Raw genomic sequence first — 23,328 nt, forward strand, 5'->3', positions numbered from 1 at the left:
AAGCAAATGTTATGATATTTATCAGTTTACAAGACCAATTTCGCTATAGTTTAAGCTAGTTATAGAAAATAAAAGCAGCCAACCATGATAGCTACTTTCATACTGTATAGCAGGTGTACTAAATCTCGACATTTATAACTTGTTCTATTTGTGGTGCGTATTTTTTAATTGTCATTTCTACACCCGACTTTAAAGTCATTTGATTCACGCTACAACCAACGCAGGCACCTTGCAATTGTACTTTAACAAGTTTACCATCCTCGATGGATAATAATGAAATATCGCCTCCATCACTTTGTAAAAAGGGCCGAATTTCATCCAGAGCCTTTTCTATATTCAATCGTAGTTCTTCTGTATTCATAACCTATTTTTTAACGGCTGAACACCCAGCCATGGTCGTAATTTTAATTGCTTCTGTTGGTGGTAAATCATCGTTGCGTTTCACAACCTCTTCTACAACGTTTTGTGTGATTTTTTCAAAGGCTTTTTCTTGTTGAGTTGCAGTTTGCATAGCAGCAGGACGCCCTAAATCACCCGCTTCACGAATACTTTGAACTAATGGAATTTCACCAAGAAACGGTACGTTTAAATCTGTAGCCAAATTTTTAGCACCTTCTTGACCAAATATGTAGTATTTATTATTGGGTAATTCTGCAGGTGTGAAATAAGCCATATTTTCTATAATTCCTAAAACTGGCACATTTATACTTTCTTGCTGAAACATAGCAACACCTTTTTTAGCGTCTGCTAGTGCTACATTTTGTGGCGTACTAACCACAACAGCCCCTGTAATAGGTAGAGACTGCATGATGCTTAAATGAATATCGCCCGTTCCTGGAGGTAAATCTATTAACATAAAATCAAGTTCGCCCCAATGTGCATCAAAAATCATCTGATTTAATGCTTTTGCAGCCATAGGGCCACGCCAAACTACTGCTTGATTGGGTTGTGTAAAAAACCCAATGGATAATATATTAACACCATAACTTTCTACCGGTTTCATTTTTGATTTTCCATCAATAGTTACTGCTAAAGGGCGCTCATTTTCCACATCGAACATAATCGGCATGGAAGGTCCGTAGATATCAGCATCTAAAATTCCGACTTTAAAACCCATTTTAGAGAGTGTAACTGCTAAATTTGCTGTAACGGTAGATTTTCCAACTCCTCCTTTTCCAGAAGCAACTGCAATTATATTTTTAATACCAGGTATGGATTTACCTTTAATTTCATTTTTAGGTTTTGCTTGTGGAGCATCCACCTTAACATTGATGGTTATTTTAGCCTTTTCATAAACTTTTTCATGTATAGCTTTAAGTATCTCTACTTCTGTTTTCTTTTTTGCTTGAAGGCTAGGGTTCGTTATTGTAATATCTACAATAACCTCATCACCAAAAGTCATCACATTTTTTATGGCACCACTGACAACCATATTCTGTCCTTCTCCAGGAACCGTTATGGATTCGAGCGCTTTTAATATATCTTGTTTTTCTAATTTCATATTATTACTATTTTGTAAAAATAAAACTACTATTACAATTGTATGTAACAATAGTTGCTTATTACTTTATTGAGAATAATTCTAAACTACAAATATACAGTGAATTGTTTAGAATTTGAAATGCTTTAATTGAAATGATTGATGTGTGGATATGGATTTATTATAACACCTTTTTTAAGGAATTTTAATACTTATAATTCTCGCATTGGGTCCCAGAAAAGCTTTTCGAAATCCTGAATTTCATTTTCCACAACCTCAATACCTTCACTTTCTAAAAGCTGTTGCATCAAATTCGTTCCTTCAAAATGATGCTTACCTGTTAATAGTCCCTTTCTATTTACTACCCGATGTGCAGGAACATCTTTGGCATGAGAACCATTCATAGCGTAACCAACCATTCGTGCACTTCGTGCTGCTCCCAAAAATTTAGCAATCGCTCCATAACTGGTTACACGACCATATGGAATTTGCCGAACAACTGTATAAACTCTCTCATAAAAATTATGTGTTTCAGTTGTCATTACAAATCATTTAAAACATTTAACAAGGTGACTATAGCTACCAATCCGGTTATAAAACCAATAAGATAATTCATACTTTTTTGAGACGCTACGTTTCGGTCTTTAATTTTATCGAAAAAGACCATATAGATATAAAGAGCTACAAAAGCTCCTGATGTAGCTCCTGAAACATAAGCAGCAATACCTGAATTATGAAATTTTAACAAGCCTAAAGATGCTATACTAATAGCTACATAGGCTTGAAACGGAATGGGAAACACATTTATAGCCGATAAAAACATACCATGAAAAAACCGACTCGTCTTACTCCGAACGTCTACATCCTTTTTTTCATTTTCAGTAGTCTTAGCAATAAACAGAAAATAAACACTTATTAAGGCAAAAATTACGAGTGCTACCAATCTTAAAATTTCTATAACATCTGGATGATTTGTTAAATAACGTGCAAAAATTGTAGCTATAGAGGCTTGGAATATAATGATAAAACAGGCTCCTAAAGAAAACATAACTCCTCTAGTGTGACCTTCTTTTAAACTTATTTTAGCAGCCGTCATGTTCAACAAACCTGGCGGTAAGGTGGCTAAAAAGGTAGTCAAGAAACTCACAAAGAAAACAAGCGTTATATTCACTAATCTTTAATTTTAAACCGAATATACGTAATTGGTTTGTTTTGTTCTAAATATTGCCCTTCGTAAAAGGTTTGAATACTAGTTACATCCTCTGGACTTCCTTCTTGTTTATACACATTGTGATTAGCATATAAAACTTCGTGACCTGCACCATGCAGTAAACCTAGTGTATAACCGTGCATAAATTCACTATCTGTTTTTAAATTAACAACACCTTCTGGTTTTAATATTGTTTTATAACGTGATAAAAATTCTGAATTCGTCATGCGGTGTTTGGTTCGTTTATACTTTATTTGTGGATCAGGAAACGTTATCCAAATCTCATCAACCTCATGAGTAGCAAAAGCATGGTCTATTAATTCAATTTGTGTTCTTAAAAAACCTACATTCGGCATGTTTTCTTCAAGAGCCGTTTTAGCACCTCGCCAAAAACGCGCACCCTTGATATCGATACCAATAAAATTTTTATTTGGATACTTTTTTGCCAATGCTGTAGTGTATTCCCCCTTACCACAACCTAATTCTAAAACTATTGGATTGTTATTTTTAAAAAAATCACGACTCCATTGTCCTTTTAAGGCAAATTCTTTATTAACAAGTTCCTCTCGTGTTGGCTGAACCACATTCTTAAAGGTCTCGTTTTCGTTAAAACGTTTTAGTTTATTTTTACTACCCATTATAAATTTAATGATTTACAAAAGTTTCGGTAAAATTAAGGAAATATGTGGAAGCACATATATGCTTACCTTTGTTTTTAATGACAGAAAGTAAAAACATATTAGTTGCCCCTTTAAACTGGGGACTTGGACATGCCACCAGATGCATTCCTATAATTAAGGCTTTAATTAACCATAAATTCAACCCTATTTTAGCTAGCGATGGTGCGGCTTTGCAATTATTACAAAAAGAATTTCCAAAACTTACCTGTTTGGAACTGCCAACTTACAATATAACATACGCCAAAAAAGCCAAATATTTTAAATACAAACTACTGAAAGATGCGCCTAAAATTTTAAAAACCATTTCTGCAGAAAAAAAAGTAACTAATAAAATAATAGCAGATTATCACATAAATGGCATTATTTCAGATAACCGCTTTGGTGTGTATGCGCCTGAAATTCCTTCGGTTTTTATTACCCACCAACTACAAGTTTTAAGTGGAAATACCACATGGTTTAGCACGAAAATTCATAAAAAAATAATTAATAAATTTGATGAATGTTGGGTTCCAGATGCTAGTGGCACGAAAAATTTAAGCGGAAAATTAGGCCATGTGGAAACACCACTTACTAACTTAAAATATATTGGGCCATTAAGCCGATTTGAGACAAAAAACACACCAATAAAATATGATATTTTAGTTTTACTATCTGGACCAGAGCCACAACGAAGTTATTTAGAAACATTACTTTTTAAAGAATTAACAACATTTAAAGGTTCTGTATTATTTGTTAAAGGGCTTGTTGAAAACGAGATTAAAAAGGAAGTCATTAATTCCATTACCGTATATAATTACCTAACAAGTTCGCTTCTAGAAGATGCTATTAACCAAAGTGATTTGGTGATTTCAAGATCTGGCTACACGACTATTATGGATTTAGTAAAACTTGAAAAAAAAGCTTTTTTCATTCCCACTCCTGGACAATTTGAGCAAGAATATCTTGCTGAACGCTTACATAACCTTGGAATGACACCTTTTTGCACACAAGAAGAGTTTCGGTTGGATAAACTTCAAGAGGTTTCAAAATTTAAAGGCTTACAAGAGTTAAATTATGAACTAAATTATAACAAGCTATTTAGCCTTTTCCATGCTAAATGAAAACTCACTACCAACATCGGGTTCACTTTCAATGTAAATACGCTCGTCATGTGCTTCTATAATGTGTTTCACAATTGATAAACCTAAACCTGAACCTCCTTCTTTTCGTGACCCACTTTTATCAACTCGATAAAACCGCTCAAAAATTCGAGACAAATGTTCCTCCGCAATGCCTTCTCCATTATCGGTAACCCGAACGATAACCTTATTTTTAATTAAGTTTTCAATACTAACTTCGGTAGTTCCTTTTTCTCTTCCGTATTTAATAGAGTTTACAATGAGATTGGTAATAACTTGTTCTATACGTTCTTTATCTGCATAAACTAAAATAGCTTCGTTATAATCTCTATCAAAAGTTAAGGTTATTTTCTTTTTGTTGGCTTTCATTTCTAACAACTCAAAAACGTTTTTTATGAGTGCAACCACATCAAAAACTTCTTTTGCTAAACTTAAATCCCCAACTTCTAGTTTGGTAATCATATCTAAGTCTTTAACAATATATATAAGGCGTTCTACACCTTTGCTGGCACGCTGCAAATACCGTTTTCGAATTCGTTTATCATCAATAGCGCCATCTAATAAGGTTAAAATATATCCTTGTACTGTAAAAAGTGGCGTTTTTAATTCGTGAGACACATTTCCTAAAAACTCTTTTCGGTATTCCTCCCTAACTTTAAGAGTTTCTATTTCTAGTTTCTTGTCTTTGGCATACTTATCAATCTCTTTTGTAAGCGTAGCCATGTCAGTCGTAATTGGCTGTTTTGTTAAAGATGTTGATTCTAATAAGGTTAGATCGTCGTATATTTTTTTTACACGTCTATAGATAAATCGCTCTACACGATATTGAATAATTAAAAAGGATATTAAACCAAAACAGAGAATAAAGGGTATAATTAACCAAGTAATTGCATCAACGGCGTACAAAAAAACACTCAAAATGAGTGTTAGTGTTATAGTGAGAAATAGCGATGTTTTAATCGCAAACTTGTATGTTTTTTTTAATTTTTGCATTAATCAACAAACTTATAACCGACACCTTTGACGGTTTTAAAAGAGTCATCGCCAATTTTTTCACGAAGTTTTCTAATATGAACGTCTATGGTTCTACCACCAACAACAACTTCATTACCCCAAACTTTATCTAAAATCTCCTCTCTTTTAAAAACTTTGCCAGGTTTTGATGCTAATAAAGATAATAATTCAAATTCTTTTCTTGGCAAAATAAGCTCTTCGCCGTTTAAAATAATTTTATATTCATCTCTATTAATAACCAAATCACCTATTTTAACAATGGCTTCAGTTGAAACATCTTCTTTAAAACGGCGTAAAAGAGATTTTACCTTACTTATTAATACTTTTGGCTTTATAGGCTTGGTTATATAATCATCTGCTCCAGCATCAAAACCGGCTACTTGAGAGTAATCTTCTCCACGTGCCGTTAAAAAAGTTATTATGGTTTCACTCAAGTCCGATTCTTTTCTTAAAAGTTCACAAGCTTCAATACCATCCATTTCAGGCATCATCACATCCATAATAATCAGATGCGGCTTAACTTTCTTTGCTAGTTTTACAGCTTTTAAACCATTTTCAGCTGTGAAAATCTCATAACCTTCAGAAGATAGGTTATAACCAACTATTTCCAAAATATCTGGTTCGTCGTCAACTAATAATATTTTGATTTCGCGTTTTTTCATAGAGTTAAAAGATATTCAAAATGTAAAGATAAAATTTATAAGCTTGTATAAACACAGAATGCCTGATAAATAACAATAAGGTAACGTTTAGATTAAAAGCTCTTAATAATCAAACCAATTAAATATTGATTTATTTTGGCAAACTATTTGATACATATATTTTGTATATTTAATCATATAATTTCTAAACCTATGTCAAAAAATACTTTTATCACCATACTCGTTTTTTTGTTTTTCTATAGCATAGGTTTTGCTCAATTGCAAGACAAAAATTTGTCTAATCAAGAGGAGAATATGGAGCATCTATCGGTTTATCCAAATCCTGTGAGTAACGGCAAATTATATGTTGTAACAAAAAATAACTTTACTAAGCAGGTAGAAATATACAATGTCCTTGGTAAAAAAATAGTATCTGAAACCCTTTCTGGTAAAGAATTAAATATATCCAAAATTAAACCAGGCATTTACATTATCAAGATTACTGAAAATGCTATTAGCGCAACTAGAAAGCTGATTGTTAAATAAGTATTACCCATATTATCTTATTGTAAAAAAGCAACTTATATACTAATATTTTTCAATAAAAGACGAATTCTACGTATCTTTGATTTTTAATTCTTTAAATCAATTAAACTATCAATTATGAAGAAAATTTACTTTTTATTATTAACGGTAATGATGACTGCGACATCTTTTGGTCAAGTCTTTATTACTGAACTTGCAGACCCAAATGATAATCTAGATGCTCGTTATATAGAGTTATACAATGCTGGCGCAACAAGTGTAGATCTAAGCACATGGCGAATAGACAAATATACAAATGCTAGTGCAACGGTATCTCAAACATTAGCTTTAACTGGTACAATTCCAGCTGGTGGATTTTACATTATTGCTACAGGGCCTGAAGACTCTGTATTCTTTGACACGTATGGTTTTGCTCCAAACCAATGGGATCCAGCCTCTAATGATGTAGCTGGAAGCAATGGTGACGATAATTTAGAATTATATAATGGTGCAACATTAGTTGACCAGTTTGGTGTTCCTGGTGAGGACGGTACAGGAACTTGTCATGAATTTGAAGATGGACGTGCAGAAAGAAAAGCCTCTGTAACTATGGGAGCTACGACTTGGGATGAAGCTGAATGGAATGTTTGGGCAGACAGTACTGTTTCTGGTTGTACAACACATGTTGGTACAGCTCAAGATACTCCAAGTTTTGATCCTGGAAGTTGGATAGGTACAGCAACTGGCCCATTAATTACAGTTGGTGCAGATGTAACTGGTTTAGATTATTTTGAAGGAAATGGACCTTCACCAGAAGGTTCTTTTAGTGTTGGTGGTGTTAATTTAACTACCGATATTACTGTAACTGCTCCTACAAATTTCGAAGTTTCTTTAACTTCAGGAAGTGGCTTTACTAGCTCTGTAACCATTCCAATTGATGGTGGTGGTGTTGCCGCTAGTACAAGTGTTTATGTAAGATTAAATAGCGGTTTAACTCCAGCTACTTATACGGCTGATGCTATTGCTTCTGCTGCTGGTGTTTCTGATGTTGCTGTAAGCTTATCAGGTACTGTATCTGCCGCTGACCCATTAGTAACTGTAACTGCCTTTGTAGACCCACTTAATTATTCATTAGGCGCTGGCCCTTCAAATGAAGATTCTTTTTCTGTTGAAGGTTTATTTTTAACAAACGATATTGTAGTTACTGCGCCAACAAGCTTTGAAGTTTCGTTAACTTCTGGTAGTGGTTTTGCTTCTTCAGTTTCTATTACACCTGATGGTACAGGAGCAATAGCGAGTACAGATGTATTTGTTAGACTTGCTGCTGGTTTACCTGTAAATAGCTATGCTGGTGATGTAACAGTTGCTTCCACTGGAACAACGGATCAAACCGTAGCATTATCTGGTAATGTCTTTGGTGCCGCTACAAATTCACTTGTTTTAACAGCAGTTTTTGATGGCCCTTTAGGTGGTGGAACACCAAAAGGTGTTGAAATTTATGTTATTCAAGATATTGCTGATTTAAGCTTATTTGGTTTAGGTAGTGCTAATAATGGTGGTGGAACTGATGGACAAGAATTTACATTCCCAGCCGTTTCTGCGTCAGCTGGAGATTTTATCTATGTAGCTTCTGAAGCTGTAGAGTTTGCTAATTTCTTTGGTTTTGCTCCTGATTATACAGCTTCTGGCCCAATGGGTATTAATGGTGATGATGCTGTGGAATTATTTGAAAACGGCGTTGTTATTGATACTTTTGGTGATATTAACGTTGATGGTACAGGCGAAGCTTGGGAATATACTGATGGCTGGGCTTATAGAGTATCAGATACCGGTCCTGACGGTGGTTTTGTAATTGCTAATTGGACGTTTAGTGGTATTGATGTTTTAGATGGTGAAACAACGAATGCTGCCGCTGGTACACCAGTGCCAGTTGGATCATACTCTAATACCTTATCAACAGATTCATTTACATCAACGACTTTCAATGTCTATCCAAACCCATCAACAAATGGTTTTGTAAACATTTCAAGCCCGTCCGCTGAAGCTATTTCAGTAAACGTTTATGATGTGTTAGGAAAGAACGTATTGAACCATACAATTTCAAATAACAGTCTTAATGTATCGTCATTAAATTCTGGGTTGTATATTTTAAGAATAACTCAAAATGGAAGTTCAGTTACTAAAAAATTAGTAATTAAATAATCAACTCTATTTATAATTTTTAAAGCGCTACCAATTGGTAGCGCTTTTTTATTTTACATACTTTTGTTGTCATGATACAACCGTCTGACATTTTTAACATTAATTCCGAACAAGCATTCCAAAAACAGGCGCTTGAAGTTTTTAAATATCAGTTTGAAAACAATACCGTGTATCGTTCTTTTTGCGACCTATTATATAAAAACCCAAGTGATATTTATCAAATTGAAGATATACCGTTTTTACCCATTCAGTTTTTTAAATCGCATAAAGTATTAAGCTCTACTGCCGCTGTTCAAAAAACATTCACAAGCTCCGGAACTACAGGACAAACAACTAGCAAACATTTCGTTACCGATTTATCAGTTTACGAAGATAGCTTTCAAATAGCATTTGATAGCTTTTACGGTAAAGTAGAAAATTATGTGGTATTAGCTTTACTACCTAGCTATTTGGAGCGTGATGGATCTTCATTAATTTACATGGCCGATACGTTGATTAAACAATCTAAACAGCCAGAAAGTGGTTTTTATTTAAACAATTTAGAAGCGCTGAAAAACATGCTATTAACATTAGAATCAGATAACCGTAAAGTATTACTTATTGGTGTCTCTTTTGCCTTATTAGATCTCGTAGCTCTTCATCAATTTAAATTGAAAAACACGATTATTATGGAAACTGGTGGCATGAAAGGTAGACGCAAAGAACTTATCCGAAAGGAACTTCACGACCTTTTAAAAGACGGCTTTGGTGTTGATAAAATACATAGTGAATATGGCATGACCGAACTTTTAAGTCAGGCTTACTCCAAAGGTCATGGTATTTTTAATTGCCCTCCATGGATGCACGTTTTAACTCGTGATACTGAAGATGCCTTAACCATTCAAGAGTTAGGAAAAACAGGTGGGCTAAACATTATTGATTTGGCTAATATTAATTCTTGCTCATTTATTGCGACACAAGATTTAGGAAAAATTCATAACGATGGTTCCTTTGAAATTATAGGCCGTTTTGATAATTCTGATATTCGCGGTTGTAATTTAATGGCGTTGTAAGGAACTAATACTTTAAACGACTAAACCAATACTATGAAAAAGAATGATTTTTTTTAGTTGGTTGATTAGAAATGAAACGTCCCGAAATATTCGGGACGTTTCTGTTAATAACCTTTCTTATTTTATCTCTTAAAAAACATTAGATTACCTTTAATATATAGGTGTTTTTCTTTCCTTTATTAATAATGACATAATGATTATTGATTAAATCATCATCTGAAAGTATATAGGTATCGGTAACTTTTTCTTTATTAACCGAAATTGAATTTTCTTTAAGTGCTCGTCTGGCTTCACCATTAGATGCTAAAAAATTAGTTTGTGCCGCTAATGCACCTATCATATCCAACCCTTTATCAAAATCTGCTTTAGAAATTTCTGCTTGAGGCACACCTTCAAAAACATCTAAAAATGTTTTTTCATCCAAGGTTTTTATATCTGCTTTAAAAGATTTACTAAATAAAATATTAGAGGCCTTTTCTGCATTTTCAAAATCAGCTTTAGTATGTACAAATGTCGTTACTTCTTCCGCTAAATGCTTTTGAAGTAATCGTAAATGCGGTGATTCTTGATGTTCTTTTATTAACTGTTCAATAGTTGTTCTATCTAAAAACGTAAAAATTTTGATATACTTTTCAGCATCTTCATCTGTTGTATTTAGCCAAAATTGATAGAATTTATAAACCGATGTTTTATCAGCATCTAACCAAATATTGCCTCCTTCACTTTTCCCAAACTTTGAACCGTCTGCTTTGGTAATTAAAGGACAGGTCATGGCAAAGGCTTTGGCTTCTTCACCAACATGCATTCGTCTTACCAATTCGGTTCCGGTTGTTATATTTCCCCATTGGTCGCTTCCACCCATTTGTAATACACAATTGTAATTTTTATATAAATGATAAAAATCATAACCCTGAATTAGCTGGTAGGTGAATTCCGTAAAGGACATTCCAACGTTTCCATCATCACCAGATAGTCTTTTTTTAACTGAATCCTTTGCCATCATGTAGTTTACAGTAATGCGTTTACCAACATCTCTAGCAAAATCAATGAATGAAAAATTTTTCATCCAATCATAATTATTTACTAAAACTGGAGCATTTTTCGCTTTAGAATCGAAATCTAAAAAACGAGATAATACAGCTTTTATACCTGCTACGTTCTGATTTAAAGTAATTTCATCTAACAAATTACGTTCGTCACTTTTACCAGATGGGTCGCCAATCATACCAGTAGCGCCACCAACTAAGGCTATAGGTTTATGACCTGCTTTTTCAAGGTGCACCAATAAAATAATAGGCACTAAACTACCAATATGAAGCGAATCCGATGTTGGATCGAAACCTATATAAGCGGTTGTCATTTCTTTAGAAAGTTGCTCTTCAGTACCAGGCATGATATCATGTACCATTCCACGCCATCTTAATTCATCTACAAATGCATTTGCCATTTTATATCCTAATAAATTTTAATAAGCACAAAGATAAAAATCAATACATAAACCATTGCGCTTTATAGATAATTCTTTATTTTGTGTTTATGATTTTAGTTACAGGAGGAACTGGTTTAGTTGGTTCGCATTTATTATATCAATTGGTAGCAGATGACAAACCTGTTAGAGCTATATATAGAACAGAAAAAAAACAGGAAATTGTAAAGCGTGTTTTCTCGTATTACTCAAAGGATTATTTAGCACTATTTAATAAAATTGAATGGGTTGAAGCTAACCTATTGAATATCCCACAACTTTCAGAGGCTTTTAAGAACATAGAACATGTATACCATTGTGCGGCCATGGTGTCTTTTGCGCCTAATGATTACCACAAGCTTCGAAAAACAAATATAGAAGGAACGACTAATATCGTCAATTTATGCATTAGCCACCATGTAAAAAAATTATGCTATGTGAGTAGTGTGGCCACTATTGGCGACTCTGAAAATAACAGACATGTAAACGAAGAAACGCATTGGAATCCAGAAAAAGACAATAGTGTATATGCGATAACTAAATATGGTGCCGAAATTGAAGTTTGGCGTGGCACTCAAGAAGGTTTAGATGCTGTGATTGTAAATCCTGGTGTTATTATTGGTGCTGGAATTTGGAATCATGGAAGTGGTGAAATTTTCAATAAAGTATATAATGGCTTGCCCTTTTATACCCAAGGCCATATAGCGTGTATAGACGTAAAAGACGTTGTTAAAAGTATGATTACTCTGTTAGAAAGTCCAATTAAAAATGAACGTTTTATATTGGTTGCTGAACATATGCCTTACAAAAAATTTTTAAACTACATTGCAAAAAACCTCGAGGTAAAACCACCGCACATTGAAGCTAAATCATGGATGATTAGTATTGCTTGGCGCTTGGATTGGTTGAAGAACAAACTAACTGGAACACCAAGAAAATTAGTAAAACCTATGTTAAAATCGACATTGAACAAAACGGTTTACGATAACACGAAGATAAAAGCCGAATTAGATTTTCAATTTACTCCTATTGAAGTTTGTATTAAAAACGTTGCTAAAAACTTTTTGAAACAAGCTTAATTATAATAATTTACTTTCTAGACTTTTGCTTTCTTGTGGAGTCTCTTTTTTTGTTATTTACTTTGCTTACGCTTCTCTTTAATTCATTTATACTCAATTGATCTGTATATTTTAATTTCAATTTCTTCAAACTATCTTCCACACTACTCAAAATAATTTCATACTCTTCTGTATTATGACTATAATATTTATTGCTCTCTAAAAACTGTAGACTATCAATGTTGTGTGTATTATAGACATATTCTTCTGGTGAAATACCATGGTTTTCAAGAATTTTTTTATTAACACCTTTGGCTGATGATAGCAAAGCTAAATCTACCAAAATAGTTACCATTTCCTTTTCAGGGATGAGGTTTTTGGGCTTTTTAGGTTTCCCTATTTGCCCACAATTGAAAAAAAATACAGCTATACAAATATAAATTAGTCCTTTTTTCATCTTGTAAATGTTAAACGTTTTGCGGCCTTTTCAGAACTAAACTTATTATGCTGAAAAACCAAACGGCCGTTTAAAATGGTGTGAGTAATTCGGGATTTAAACGTCGCGCCTTCAAAAGGAGACCAACCACATTTGTACAGTATATTATCTTTTTTAACTGTCCATGGGTTATTAATATCCACAATCACTAAATCAGCAAAATAGCCTTCTTTAATAAAGCCACGCTTTTCTATTTGAAATAGAATAGCAGGATTATGGCACATTTTTTCAACAATTTTAGGAACAGTTATTTTTCCTTGGTGGTGTGTTTCAAGCATGGCTACCAAAGCATGCTGAACTAAAGGCCCTCCAGATGGGGCATTCGTGTATACGTTGTTTTTCTCCTCTAATGTATGTGGTGCATGGTCTGTAGCAATTACATCTATTCTGCCATCTAACAGAGCTTTCCAAAGGCCATCGCGATCAGTATCAGTTTTTACTGCTGGATTCCATTTTATATGTGTCCCTTTTCTATCATAATCTGCATCGCTAAACCATAAATGATGAATACACACTTCTGAAGTTATTTTTTTGTCTTTCAAAGGAACTTTATTAGTAAATAAAGCCGTCTCTTTAGCTGTAGATAGGTGAAAAACGTGCAATCTTGCACCAGTTTTTTTTGCAAGTTCAATAGCTTTAGAAGACGATATGTAACAGGCCTCCTCACTCCTAATAATTGGGTGGTATTTCATTGGAATATCATCTCCATACATATCTGTATACGTTTTTAAATTGGATTTGATTGTTCCTTCATCTTCGCAGTGTACTGAAATTACCATATCAGTGCTTGAAAATATTTTTTCTAAAACAGCAGGATCATCCACCAACATATTCCCTGTGGAAGAACCTAAAAATAATTTTAAACCAGCTACTTCTTTAGGGTTTACCTTTAAAATTTCGTCTAAATTATCATTTGTCCCTCCAAACATAAATGAATAATTAGCATAAGATGTTTGAGCCGCAATGGCAAACTTCTCATTCAACTTCTCTATTGTTGTTGTTTGCGGATTGGTGTTTGGCATTTCAATAAAAGATGTAATTCCACCTGCTATTGCAGCTTTAGATTCGCTACCAATATCTCCTTTATGTGTAAGCCCTGGCTCCCTAAAATGTACTTGATCATCAATGATGCCAGGTAGTATATAATTGCCTTCAGCATCAATAACTTTTACTTGAGATGATTTTACGCTTATTAAAGGCGCAACCTCTTTTATAACATCATTTTCAATGTAAATATCTCCCTCTAAAATAGTACCTTCATTAACTATTTTTCCGTTTTTAATTAACAAAGCTGTTGGTAAACTCATATTTATTTTTTTCTAAAAAAACTATTTATTTTCATACTTATAACGCCTAAAATTGCTTCAGAAATTATACCACCACTCATTTTAGACTTCCCTTTAGATCGGTCTGTAAAAATAACTGGTATCTCAATTATTTTAAACTGCTTCAAATAGGCTTTAAACTTCATTTCTATTTGAAAGGCATAGCCCACAAATTTAATACTATTTAAATCTATTGATTCCAAAACATGACGCTTGTAACAAACAAAACCAGCTGTTGTATCATGTATTTTCATTCGAGTAATTAAGCGCACATACTTTGATGCAAAATAAGATAATAATATCCTACTCATAGGCCAATTAACCACATTCACACCTTTAACATAGCGGGAACCTACTGCCAAATCAGCCTGTTGTATATGGCAGGCATTATATAACCGAATTAAATCGTTTGGACTATGCGAAAAATCGGCATCCATTTCAAATATGTACTCATAATCGCGTTCTAAACACCATTTAAATCCAGCTATATACGCTGTTCCTAAACCCGTTTTTTCCTTCCGTGACAATAAATACAACTGTTTTGGAAATTCTGCTTGTAGTTCTTCAACTTTATCCGCAGTTAAATCGGGTGAGCTGTCATCAACCACCAAAACATGGAATACTTTTTCTTGCGAAAACACGGCCCTAATAATGGCTTCTATATTCTCAATTTCGTTAAAAGTAGGAATGATGACAATTGTGTCTGGCATTACACGCAGTTATTTTTAGCAAATGTAAACTATTTAAAAGATACTTTTTTTTAAATATTCCTTAAAATATTAGACACAAGTAGAATAATTTATAATAATTTTACAACATGCTTCGTAATGTAATTTCAAACGACTTATTTACTGTTTTAATTGTAATTGGGCTTATTCTTATTGCAGTTAGCAAAGTGCTTTTCGCTAAGCGTTTTCATGATTTTATATTAGTTTTAGGCAATTCCAAATACCTTAAAATATATTCAAAAGATCAAAAGTTTTTTGACGTCTTTGATGGCTTACTTTTTTTAAATTTTGTTTTAGCAATTTCTATTTTTGGCTTTATTAGTTACAACCATCTTACCACTAATTTAGAAATTTCAAAAATGCTATTGTTAAAATTAGCTGCTATTATTGCCATTCTTTTAATTATGAAAACGTTATTAGAGCGACTTATTGGTAGTGTTTTTGAAATAGATTTTTTAATCGATAATTATTTATTTCAAAAAATAAGTTATAAGAATTTTTTAGGCATTATACTCATGCCCTTAAACGCTATTATTATCTACAGCATACCCATTTCTAACTCAATAATATACAGCATTTGGGCTGTTATTTTCCTTATTTTTGTTATTGGCATAATTACAACTGTTAAGACCTATCAAAATCTTATAAAACAGAACATGTTTTATTTTATTTTGTATCTTTGCGCACTTGAAATCGCACCTTACATCATTTTATATCAATTAGCTGTAAATGAATAAGGCTTCAAATTAAAGAAAATACCTATGAAAGTGAAAACAATTTTAGTATCTCAACCAGAACCTAAAATAGAAAATTCGCCATATTTTGATCTTCAGGAAAAGCAAAAAGTAAAAATTGACTTTAGACCGTTTATACATGTAGAAGGCGTTGATGCGAAAGAAATTAGACAACAAAAGGTTGATTTATCTAAATATACAGCCATCATATTAACCAGTAGAAATGCTGTAGATCACTTTTTTAGAGTAGCAGATGAAATGCGCTTTAAGGTTCCAGATAGTATGAAATATTTCTGTCAGTCTGAAGCCGTTGCTTATTACCTTCAAAAGTATGTGGTTTACAGAAAGCGAAAAATTTATGTTGGAAAACGAAATTTTGCAGATTTATCACCTTTAATCAAAAAATATAAAGGCGAATCTTTTTTATTGCCTACAACCGATAAGTTAAAACCAGAAGTTCCTGAAACATTAAATGCTTTAAATGTGGAATGGAAGGAAGCTATTTTTTATAGAACCGTTATTAGTGATTTATCTGATTTAGCAGATGTATATTATGATATTCTTGTGTTTTTTAGCCCATCAGGAATAGAATCTTTATTTCATAATTTTCCAGATTTTAAACAAAACGACACGCGAATAGCTGTATTTGGAAATACCACAATTAAAGCTGTGGAAGAACATGGACTGCGAGTAGATATATCTGCTCCAACACCTGAAACGCCTTCCATGACTATGGCATTAGAAAAATATATTAGAGACGTTAATAAAAAGAAATAAGCTTCATTGCAAGCTAAAAAATAAGCCCAATTGATTAATTTTCAATTGGGCTTTTAAATTTATAGAGTAATGAATCTATTTAACTACTAACTTTTTAGTAACTGATTTTGTATTTGTAGTAACACGCATTAAATACACACCAGAAGGTAAAGACGCAATATTCAATCGGTTATTTCCAAATGAAATAGTATTCGTTAAAACTAATTTACCAGTGATATCATAAACACCTAAACGCGTATCTTGTTCCAAATTAGAAGTGATAGTTACCATACCACTTGCTGGGTTAGGAAATACTGAAAATACCGTTGCGTTTGCTCTTTCCACACTTAATGTAGCACAAGCTGGTTCTGTTTCTACAAACGTACTACCGCCATCGATAATCCAAGACCCTAAATTAGGTTCCGTAGCATCATCAACAAAAATACATGTTAGGCTGCTATTAAAATCTGATCTAAAAACCGTATTGGCATTATTACCGTTTCTCATATCTACTGAAGTCAAGTTATTATTTCTCAAATTTACATTTGTAACAGCGCCATTAGCAGACAAGTCTATCATTCCTAACGACGAATTTTGAGCATTAAATAACAGTAAAGCAGTATTAGTTGATAAATCAATAGCTGTTAAAACAGTACCATAAACATTAACATTTTCTAAACCTGTTAAACCAGTAACCGTTAAAGTAGATAAACTGCTACAACCTTCAAAATTAACATCTGTAACATTAATATTTGGAGTTAAATCAGCAACTGTAATAGCTGTATTGTAAGATAAATTAACAGCATCAATATTTAAAAAGGCTTCTAAACCTGTTAAATCTGAAATACCTTTATTTGGCAAACTTAAAGAACCAGTTGCTGCTAAAGCATCAGCTGTAAGTATACGGCCATCTAAAATAGCTTCCGAGTCATAATTAAAATCAATTAAAGCCTGTTCGAAAGCAGTGTCAGGAACACATGTATATCCTGGATTTGGAGTTCCAGGGCACTGTGCATAGGAGAATGTTTGAAAAGCAATAAAAATTGCTAATAAATAAGTAGTTTTTTTCATAAAAAATAGGTTTAAAATTGATTGTAAAATTACAATTTTAAACCTATTCAAACAAGTAAAAGGATAATATTAACTAACCAAAATAATTGGTTCGCAGATTGTTATGGCTTCACATTTGGAGCGCCTGCCATAATTTCAGCATTAGCAAATTCTTCAAACTTCTTAAAGTTTTCTTTAAATGAATCGGCTAACTTATAGGCTGTTTTATAGTATCCTTCGTCGTTATTCCAAGTAGTTCTTGGACTTAATACATCTGTTGGTACATTTGGACATACTCTTGGCTGTTGAACACCAAAAACAGAATGTGTATGGTAGTTATCTTTATTAGCAGCCTCTAAACTTCCATTCATAGCTGCTGTTATCATAGCACGCGTGTATTTCAATTTCATACGTGTACCAATACCATAAGGGCCGCCTGTCCAACCTGTATTTACTAACCAAACATTTACACCAGCTTCTTGCATTTTCTTACTCAACATTTCGGCATATTTTGTTGGGTGCAACGGCATAAATGGTGCGCCAAAACAAGCAGAAAAACTAGGTAGTGGCTCATCAATTCCAGCTTCTGTACCAGCTACTTTAGCAGTGTATCCCGAAATAAAATGATAAGCTGCCTGGCCAGGTGTTAATTTGGAAATAGGAGGTAAAACGCCAAAGGCATCTGCAGTTAAAAAGAAAATGTTTTTAGGATTTTCACCTATTGAAGGCACTTGAATGTTACTAATATGGTTTATAGGATAACTAACACGCGTATTTTGGGTAATGGAAGTATCTTCAAAATCCACATGACCTTCGTTATCCATAATAACATTTTCAAGTATGGCTCCAGGTTTGATTGCATTAAAAATATCTGGCTCATTTTCTGCTGAAAGATTTATAACTTTAGCGTAGCATCCACCTTCAAAATTAAATACGGTATTTTCTTTTGTCCATCCATGTTCATCATCGCCAATTAATTTACGATTAGGGTCTGCAGAAAGTGTTGTTTTTCCAGTTCCAGATAACCCAAAGAAAATAGCTGTGTCTCCATCTTCACCAACATTAGCACTACAGTGCATTGGCAAGGTGTTTTTAAATACTGGCAAAATAAAGTTTAAAGCAGAGAAAATTCCTTTTTTAATTTCACCCGTGTAACCCGTACCACCAATTAAAGCAATTTTTCTCGTAAAATCTAAAATTGCAAAATTGCGCTGGCGTGTTCCATCTACTTCTGGGTCGGCCATAAATCCTGGTGCGTTTATAACAGTCCACTCTGGTTTAAATTCCTTAAGTTCTGAAACTTCTGGTCTTAAAAACATATTTTTAGCAAACATGTTGCTCCAAGGATACTCTGTAATGACACGGATATTTAATCGGTAATTATCATCTGCACACGCATAGCTATCTCTTACAAAAACTTCTTTTTCAGATAAGTAATCGGTTACTTTATTATATAATTTTTCGAAAGCATCGGACTCAAAGGGAATATTAATATTTCCCCACCAAACGCGATCTTGAGTAATTGCGTCTTTAACAATAAAGCGATCTTTCGGAGATCGTCCTGTAAACTCTCCAGTGTTTACAGCTAAAGCACCTGATGCTGCCTCTACGCCTTGACCTTTTTCAATGGTCAGTTTATGTAGTTGTTCTGATGATAATTGATATTGAACTTTAGCATTTTTAATTCCATAGTTTTCTAACGAAATCGTTTTCGATGCTTGAGTATGATCTATCATAATAATTTGTGTTGTTTATTCTGCAAAATTAAACATTATTTTATTCTATGCACTTAATTTTTAGAAATATCAGCCCTGTTTTTTAAAAACTTTATTAACAATAGGAGCCATGAAACAATAAGCAAAAAACCTCCAATTGGTGTTATAAACCCGATAGTTGTAAAATTAAAAGCTGTTAAATTATTAGTTGCCAAGCCATATATAGATCCCGAAAAAAGTAAAATTCCAATGAGAACTAAATAAAAAATAATCTGCTTAGTTTTGGCATTAACAACAGATGAACTCCCTAAAAAAAGCAATAATAAAGCATGATACATTTGATACCGAACACCTGTTTCAAAAGTTACTAACTGTTCAGGCAATACTAATTCTTTTAAACCATGCGCACCAAAAGCACCCAAAATTACAGCTGTTAGACCTAAAAAAGCGCCTAAAATTAACACCTTACTGTTCATATTAATTTGTGGATTGAGTTTTTATACCAATTACTATTTCTTACTTTCGTGACAACAAAAATACTCAACATATTTCATTATGCGAAAGATATTACTGATTGGTGCGGGAAAATCTGCATCCTACCTTATAAAATACTTATTAGAAAAATCTGATGAAGAAAATTTATTAATAATTGTTGGCGATGTAAATTTTGCACATGCCAAAAAATTAATTAATGACCACGAAAATGCACAGGCAATCATGCTGGATGTTTTTGACAAACAATCACGTCAAAATGCTATTCAAAATTGCGATATTGTAATCTCCATGCTACCTGCTCGCTATCATATTGAAGTTGCTCATGATTGTATCACTTTTAATAAAAACATGGTTACGGCCTCTTATATAAGTGATGAAATGCACAAATTAGATAAAGCTGCACATGACAAAGGCTTAATTTTTATGAATGAAATTGGTGTAGATCCTGGAATTGACCATATGAGTGCTATGCATGTCATTGATAGAATTCGTGATGCTGGAGGGAAAATGATTCTTTTTGAATCTTTTACAGGTGGCTTGGTTGCCCCTGAAAGTGATAATAACTTATGGAATTATAAGTTTACTTGGAATCCAAGAAATGTAGTTGTTGCTGGCCAAGGTGGCGCAGCAAAATTCTTACAAGAAGGTACTTACAAATATATTCCTTATAACCGTTTATTTAGAAGAACAGAGTTTTTAGATGTAGATGGTTTTGGCCGTTTTGAAGGTTATGCCAATCGGGACTCTCTTAAATATCAGTCCGTATATGGCTTAAATGATGTTAAAACCTTATACAGAGGAACTATGCGTCGTGTAGGTTTTAGTCGTGCTTGGAATATGTTTGTCCAATTAGGTATGACGGATGATAGCTACACCATAGACGACAGTGAAAACATGAGCTACCGCGATTTTGTAAATGCTTTTTTACCCTACAGCCCTACAGATTCCGTTGAATTAAAATTTAGGCATGCCTTAAAGATTGATCAAGATGATATTGTTTGGGACAAACTTTTAGAACTAGACCTTTTTAACAGCACAAAGCTCGTTGGTTTGAAAAAGGCAACTCCCGCAGAAATCCTTCAAAAAATTCTAATGGACAGCTGGACACTAGCTGAAGATGATAAAGATATGATTGTTATGTACCATAAATTTGGTTATGAATTAAATGGTGAAAAGCATCAGATAGACTCTACAATGGTAACCATTGGAGAAGATCAGACCTATACAGCTATGGCCAAAACGGTTGGACTTCCTGTTGCCATTGCCACACTCGCTATTTTAAATGGTAAAATAACAACTCCTGGTGTACAGATGCCTATTAATAAAGAAGTTTACGGTCCTATTTTGAAAGAATTGGAAACTTATGGTATCGCTTTTAAAGAAACCGAAGTACCTTATCTAGGCTACAATCCGTTAAATTTATAAAAACAATTGGCTCCTAACATTTTCAGAAATATGAAAATAAATGATAAAGAAATAACGATTGATGGTATTGACAAAACCATCTTGCGTGCTTTAATGAGTGATGCCAGAACCCCTGTTCTGGAAATTGCACGTGAAGTCGGTATTTCAGGAGCAGCTATTCATCAACGGCTTCGGAAACTTGAAAAATCAGGCATTATTTCTGGTTCTAAATTTGTTATTAATCCTAAAGTTTTGGGGTATACAACCATGGCGTTTATTGGCATTTATTTAGATAAAGCTATGAGTAATCCAGAAGCAGTTAAACAATTACAAAAAATTCCTGAAGTATTGGAGTGTCATTATACAACTGGAAACTGGAGTATTTTTATTAAAATTCTTTGCAAGGATAATGAACACTTAATGCATTTGTTAAACAAGGATATTCAATCTATTGCTGGTGTTTCCAGAACAGAAACCTTTATTTCTTTGAATCAGCAAATAGATCGGCAAATTAAAATATAAAAAAAGCTCCTGAACATTCAGGAGCTTTTTCTTTAAATTGCTTTTGTAGTCTTATTGAACAATAATTTTCTTGATTATGGTTCTATTCCCTGATGTTAATGTAATAAAATACATACCAGAGGACACTTTTTTACGCAAGTCTAAAGTTGTATGAGTCGTAGTTCCATTTAAGTTAATTTTTTCAATCTGACGACCATTAATATCTGAAATCATAACCGTTTGTATAGCCATTCCATTATTTTTTATAGTCACCAAACCATTTGATGGATTAGGATAAATAGCGAATGCTTCTTCCAACATTAAGTTTGAGGTGGATAAGGTCATCCCAGCACTAAATGAAATAGCGTCTAACCCTAATTCTTCTGCAGCAGAATTAGATGAAAACTCTATGATTAATTGGGCTGAACAACCAACATAGGCAGTTAAATCAGCAGATAATGTGTTCCAAACATCTTCAATGTTTAAATCATCAATATCACTACCAGTAGTGTCAATTAAAGTTAATGTGGAACTGGCACAATTGGCAAACTGAATGGTTATCTTCAAAAAGTCCTCAAGTTCCCAACTCGTAGCTTCCAAAATATATTGCATACTAAATTGAGGATTTGTAGTGCCTGATAAATCAACAGGATCAAAAGTCATTGTAATATTACCATCTGGATCCTCCATAAAAAATGCTTGACTGCCTTCAGGTGGTGCTAAATTTATTTCTGTGGTAAAAAATGCACTCGTTCCTACACCAAAGAAATCACCATCACTAAATCCAGAAGGACCGTTTGGTGCAGTTGGATCTAAAGTAATCGAATACCCTAAAGTTGATCCCGATGAAGGTTCAGTAACATAAATTAATCCACAAGGCGCATTGTAATTTGCAAGTGTATGGATTGTACTTGTATTAAAATCAAAATATTGACAAGATCCACCAACAGCATTAAAAGTTACACCTGGAACATTTTCAAAACCGTTACCAACTTGGGCATACACGATACAGGTTGTTAAAAGAGTAAAAAAAAGTAGTTTTGTTTTCATAATATTTATTTTAAAGTTAAAACGCCAATATACCATATATAAACTCGGCGCTTCTGTATTTGTTAAGTTAATATCATTAACTTCTTGGTGGATAAATTCCAAACATGCAAATAATATAGTTTGTTCCTAAAAAAGGGTTCTGAATATCAAACGGTAAATTTCCTCCCTGCAATCCGGTATTTCCAGATATAGTACCACTCCCAAAAGATGCGTCGTTACTTGCAGAATTATAAGGCGTACCAGATTCTGCTATACCAATATTTCTTCCTGAAGGCTCATTACTATCACCATCATCTTCATTACAGGATAAGGAAGCTGTTAATCCGCTGCCATCATGACTATGTGAAGGTAATTGACCCGTTGTTAGTGTTACTTGTTCACGACCGGCTATTTCTCCTAATGTTACAGGCTGAAGCCCTGGACCATTTCCTGGATGTTTCGGAACACGGCCTCTTAAATCAGGCAGTGCAAATGTGGTGCGTCCATCACCTCCATACGTAGTTCCTAAAATTGAAAATAAAGCTTGATTTGAAGCTATTGCTAATAATTGTCCATTACAAAAAGCCCAATTGCGTGGAGCAAAATTACCTCCGAACATCATTACTGTTCCAATATATGCATCATCCATA

The 23,328-nt window shown here is 33.5% G+C and carries 25 protein-coding genes; 9 read left to right on the top strand and 16 right to left on the bottom strand.

Going from position 1 to position 23,328, the window contains the following annotated elements; all coding sequences use genetic code 11:
• Positions 1-118: 118 nt before the first annotated feature.
• The 5 genes from BM239_RS01510 to trmB form a co-directional block, all read right to left on the bottom strand.
• A complete protein-coding gene (locus tag BM239_RS01510; RefSeq protein ID WP_092205880.1) occupies positions 119-361 on the bottom strand; it encodes a NifU family protein in 243 nt (80 codons plus the stop codon).
• 3 nt (positions 362-364) lie between these two features.
• Positions 365-1,501 carry an Mrp/NBP35 family ATP-binding protein gene (locus tag BM239_RS01515; RefSeq protein ID WP_092205881.1) on the bottom strand — a complete coding sequence of 379 codons (1,137 nt, stop codon included), beginning with the start codon at positions 1,499-1,501 and terminating at the stop codon, positions 365-367.
• Between the two features lie 191 nt (positions 1,502-1,692).
• A complete protein-coding gene (locus BM239_RS01520) occupies positions 1,693-2,022 on the bottom strand; it encodes an MGMT family protein (RefSeq protein WP_092205882.1) in 330 nt (109 codons plus the stop codon).
• Positions 2,022-2,651 (bottom strand): LysE family transporter, encoded by a 630-nt coding sequence (locus BM239_RS01525; protein ID WP_092205883.1) that lies wholly within the window; start codon positions 2,649-2,651, stop codon positions 2,022-2,024. The genes BM239_RS01520 and BM239_RS01525 overlap by 1 nt, the downstream gene beginning before the upstream one ends.
• Complete coding sequence (trmB, locus tag BM239_RS01530) at positions 2,651-3,328, bottom strand: tRNA (guanosine(46)-N7)-methyltransferase TrmB (RefSeq protein ID WP_092205884.1); 678 nt, start codon at positions 3,326-3,328, stop codon at positions 2,651-2,653. The genes BM239_RS01525 and trmB overlap by 1 nt, the downstream gene beginning before the upstream one ends.
• An 80-nt stretch (positions 3,329-3,408) precedes the next feature.
• On the opposite strand from trmB, the gene BM239_RS01535 reads away from it, so the two are divergent.
• Positions 3,409-4,470 carry a glycosyltransferase gene (locus tag BM239_RS01535; RefSeq protein WP_092205885.1) on the top strand — a complete coding sequence of 354 codons (1,062 nt, stop codon included), beginning with the start codon at positions 3,409-3,411 and terminating at the stop codon, positions 4,468-4,470.
• On the opposite strand, the gene BM239_RS01540 is transcribed toward BM239_RS01535, so the two are convergent.
• Positions 4,444-5,481: a sensor histidine kinase gene (locus BM239_RS01540; RefSeq protein ID WP_092205886.1), complete on the bottom strand. Its 1,038-nt coding sequence runs from the start codon at positions 5,479-5,481 to the stop codon at positions 4,444-4,446. The genes BM239_RS01535 and BM239_RS01540 overlap by 27 nt on opposite strands.
• Positions 5,481-6,164 (bottom strand): response regulator transcription factor, encoded by a 684-nt coding sequence (locus BM239_RS01545; RefSeq protein WP_092205887.1) that lies wholly within the window; start codon positions 6,162-6,164, stop codon positions 5,481-5,483. The genes BM239_RS01540 and BM239_RS01545 overlap by 1 nt, the downstream gene beginning before the upstream one ends.
• Positions 6,165-6,356: 192 nt before the next feature.
• Here BM239_RS01545 and BM239_RS01550 point away from each other — a divergent pair, with 192 nt between their 5' ends.
• The 3 genes from BM239_RS01550 to BM239_RS01560 all read left to right on the top strand — a co-directional run bounded on the left by BM239_RS01550 (position 6,357) and on the right by BM239_RS01560 (position 9,922).
• Positions 6,357-6,689, top strand: coding sequence for a T9SS type A sorting domain-containing protein (locus tag BM239_RS01550; protein WP_092205888.1), 333 nt, complete (start codon positions 6,357-6,359; stop codon positions 6,687-6,689).
• Positions 6,690-6,806: 117 nt separating this feature from the next.
• Positions 6,807-8,870 carry a lamin tail domain-containing protein gene (locus BM239_RS01555; protein ID WP_092205889.1) on the top strand — a complete coding sequence of 688 codons (2,064 nt, stop codon included), beginning with the start codon at positions 6,807-6,809 and terminating at the stop codon, positions 8,868-8,870.
• 71 nt (positions 8,871-8,941) lie between these two features.
• Complete coding sequence (locus BM239_RS01560) at positions 8,942-9,922, top strand: LuxE/PaaK family acyltransferase (protein WP_092205890.1); 981 nt, start codon at positions 8,942-8,944, stop codon at positions 9,920-9,922.
• A gap of 139 nt (positions 9,923-10,061) precedes the next feature.
• On the opposite strand, the gene tyrS is transcribed toward BM239_RS01560, so the two are convergent.
• The gene (gene tyrS / locus BM239_RS01565; RefSeq protein ID WP_092205891.1) at positions 10,062-11,369 is read right to left on the bottom strand and encodes a tyrosine--tRNA ligase; all 1,308 of its coding nucleotides are present in this window, start codon (positions 11,367-11,369) and stop codon (positions 10,062-10,064) included.
• Positions 11,370-11,458: 89 nt separating this feature from the next.
• On the opposite strand from tyrS, the gene BM239_RS01570 reads away from it, so the two are divergent.
• A complete protein-coding gene (locus tag BM239_RS01570) occupies positions 11,459-12,466 on the top strand; it encodes an NAD-dependent epimerase/dehydratase family protein (RefSeq protein ID WP_092205892.1) in 1,008 nt (335 codons plus the stop codon).
• 10 nt (positions 12,467-12,476) lie between these two features.
• On the opposite strand, the gene BM239_RS01575 is transcribed toward BM239_RS01570, so the two are convergent.
• Genes BM239_RS01575 through BM239_RS01585 form a run of 3 tightly spaced genes read right to left on the bottom strand, consistent with a single transcriptional unit; the run spans position 12,477 to position 14,976 of the window.
• Positions 12,477-12,902, bottom strand: coding sequence for a DUF4296 domain-containing protein (locus BM239_RS01575; protein WP_092205893.1), 426 nt, complete (start codon positions 12,900-12,902; stop codon positions 12,477-12,479).
• Entirely contained in the window at positions 12,899-14,248 is a 1,350-nt protein-coding gene (locus tag BM239_RS01580; RefSeq protein WP_092205894.1) for a dihydroorotase, read from the bottom strand. Before BM239_RS01580 ends, BM239_RS01575 begins: the two co-directional genes overlap by 4 nt.
• A gap of 2 nt (positions 14,249-14,250) precedes the next feature.
• Positions 14,251-14,976, bottom strand: a complete 726-nt coding sequence (locus BM239_RS01585; protein ID WP_092205895.1) for a polyprenol monophosphomannose synthase — start codon at positions 14,974-14,976, stop codon at positions 14,251-14,253.
• A 107-nt stretch (positions 14,977-15,083) separates the two neighbouring features.
• Between BM239_RS01585 and BM239_RS01590 the strand changes: the two genes are divergently transcribed.
• Both BM239_RS01590 and BM239_RS01595 read left to right on the top strand, forming a co-directional pair.
• Positions 15,084-15,731: a DUF4271 domain-containing protein gene (locus BM239_RS01590; RefSeq protein ID WP_092205896.1), complete on the top strand. Its 648-nt coding sequence runs from the start codon at positions 15,084-15,086 to the stop codon at positions 15,729-15,731.
• Positions 15,732-15,755: 24 nt separating this feature from the next.
• On the top strand, positions 15,756-16,505 hold the full coding sequence (locus BM239_RS01595; RefSeq protein ID WP_092205897.1) for a uroporphyrinogen-III synthase: 750 nt from the start codon (positions 15,756-15,758) through the stop codon (positions 16,503-16,505).
• 75 nt (positions 16,506-16,580) lie between these two features.
• On the opposite strand, the gene BM239_RS01600 is transcribed toward BM239_RS01595, so the two are convergent.
• The 3 genes from BM239_RS01600 to BM239_RS01610 all read right to left on the bottom strand — a co-directional run bounded on the left by BM239_RS01600 (position 16,581) and on the right by BM239_RS01610 (position 19,725).
• Positions 16,581-17,555, bottom strand: a complete 975-nt coding sequence (locus tag BM239_RS01600; protein WP_092205898.1) for a T9SS type A sorting domain-containing protein — start codon at positions 17,553-17,555, stop codon at positions 16,581-16,583.
• A gap of 101 nt (positions 17,556-17,656) precedes the next feature.
• A complete protein-coding gene (gene pckA, locus BM239_RS01605) occupies positions 17,657-19,270 on the bottom strand; it encodes a phosphoenolpyruvate carboxykinase (ATP) (RefSeq protein WP_092205899.1) in 1,614 nt (537 codons plus the stop codon).
• A gap of 53 nt (positions 19,271-19,323) precedes the next feature.
• The gene (locus BM239_RS01610; protein WP_092205900.1) at positions 19,324-19,725 is read right to left on the bottom strand and encodes a DUF423 domain-containing protein; all 402 of its coding nucleotides are present in this window, start codon (positions 19,723-19,725) and stop codon (positions 19,324-19,326) included.
• Positions 19,726-19,804: 79 nt separating this feature from the next.
• Here BM239_RS01610 and BM239_RS01615 point away from each other — a divergent pair, with 79 nt between their 5' ends.
• Positions 19,805-21,169, top strand: a complete 1,365-nt coding sequence (locus BM239_RS01615) for a saccharopine dehydrogenase family protein (RefSeq protein WP_092205901.1) — start codon at positions 19,805-19,807, stop codon at positions 21,167-21,169.
• Between the two features lie 30 nt (positions 21,170-21,199).
• Positions 21,200-21,670: an Lrp/AsnC family transcriptional regulator gene (locus tag BM239_RS01620; protein ID WP_092205902.1), complete on the top strand. Its 471-nt coding sequence runs from the start codon at positions 21,200-21,202 to the stop codon at positions 21,668-21,670.
• A gap of 51 nt (positions 21,671-21,721) precedes the next feature.
• Here BM239_RS01620 and BM239_RS01625 read toward each other — a convergent pair whose 3' ends face one another.
• Both BM239_RS01625 and BM239_RS01630 read right to left on the bottom strand, forming a co-directional pair.
• Positions 21,722-22,699, bottom strand: coding sequence for a T9SS type A sorting domain-containing protein (locus BM239_RS01625; RefSeq protein WP_177208958.1), 978 nt, complete (start codon positions 22,697-22,699; stop codon positions 21,722-21,724).
• Between the two features lie 76 nt (positions 22,700-22,775).
• Entirely contained in the window at positions 22,776-23,327 is a 552-nt protein-coding gene (locus BM239_RS01630) for a phage tail protein (protein WP_092205904.1), read from the bottom strand.
• Position 23,328: the final 1 nt, after the last annotated feature.

The organism is Algorimicrobium echini (assembly GCF_900115185.1).
Taxonomy (GTDB): Bacteria; Bacteroidota; Bacteroidia; order Flavobacteriales; family Flavobacteriaceae; genus Algorimicrobium; species Algorimicrobium echini.